Raw genomic sequence first — 1,131 nt, 5'->3', positions numbered from 1 at the left:
ACCTCATCAAGTTGAATTTCAGATGTTTTTAAAACAACTTGCAAGTTCTCTGAAGCCTTGATTATTTTCTTATCATAACCTAAAGCCGAAAAAATTAAGTTTTTGTTTTTATCGGATTCGTTAATTATAAATTCGCCATTTTCTTCGGAAGTTGTTCCAATATTTTCGTTCTCGATAGCGATATTCACAAACGGAATGGCTTGGTTTTTTTCATCGACGACTTTCCCTTTTATTTGTGAAAATAAGGAGCAGTTCATAAATAAAAAAATTAATACAAATATTCTTTTTATCATAACTTTATTTTTTCTCCAACAAATCAACAATTTTTCGATCATTCGAAAGTCTTGGAACTTTGTTTTGTCCGCCTAATTTTCCGATAGATTTCATATAATCTTGAAAACCGTTTTTAGCAACTTTAGTAATGACCAAATCTTGCAAAACTTTGCCAACAATCAAGTCGTCGTAATAGATGTTTTGCTTGCGCATTTCGTTATTAATCGATAATGCAAATTCTTGAATATCAATTGGTTCTTTTTCGAATTCTACAAACCATTCGTGGTATGGCAAACCAGAATTTGGAGTAATTTGTGGCGCAACCGTAAACTCATTTATAGCAATATTGGTGTTTTGCATTGCTTCTTTCAGCGCGCATTCGACTTCTTTGCCAATAACGTGTTCTCCAAATGCCGAAATATAATGTTTGATGCGCCCAGAAACGATAACGCGATAAGGTTTTAAAGACGTGAATTGCACTGTATCGCCAATGTTGTATGCCCAAAGTCCAGCATTTGTAGAAATTATTAAAACATAATTCACATTCAATTCGACTTCGCCAATGGTATATCGTTTTGGGTTTTCTGCGAAAAATTCATCAGATTTTATGAATTCGTAGAAAATTCCTGAATTCAATAACAGCAACATTCCTTTTTCTGATTGTGAATCTTGATAAGCAAAAAATCCTTCTGAAGCTGGAAAAAGCTCAATAGAATCTACTTTTCTGCCAATAATATTTTCGAATTTGGCTCGGTAAGGTTCGAAATTTACGCCGCCATAAATAAACAAATTGAAATTCGGAAACAAATCGCCAACTGGCACTTTAGCTTTGGATTGTAATTTCTCGAAATACATTTG

The 1,131-nt window shown here is 33.2% G+C and carries 2 protein-coding genes; both read right to left on the bottom strand.

All coding sequences use genetic code 11. From position 1 onward, the window contains the following. Nucleotides 1–293: carboxypeptidase-like regulatory domain-containing protein (locus tag RMO83_RS12805; RefSeq protein ID WP_310560093.1), on the bottom strand; the 293-nt coding region annotated here is incomplete at its 3' end. A gap of 4 nt (nt 294–297) precedes the next feature. After that, nucleotides 298–1,131: GH3 auxin-responsive promoter family protein (locus RMO83_RS12800; protein WP_310560092.1), on the bottom strand; the 834-nt coding region annotated here is incomplete at its 5' end.

Source organism: Flavobacterium sp., from assembly GCF_031423415.1.
GTDB lineage: Bacteria > Bacteroidota > Bacteroidia > Flavobacteriales > Flavobacteriaceae > Flavobacterium.
This window is presented reverse-complemented; position numbering and strand designations above follow the sequence as displayed.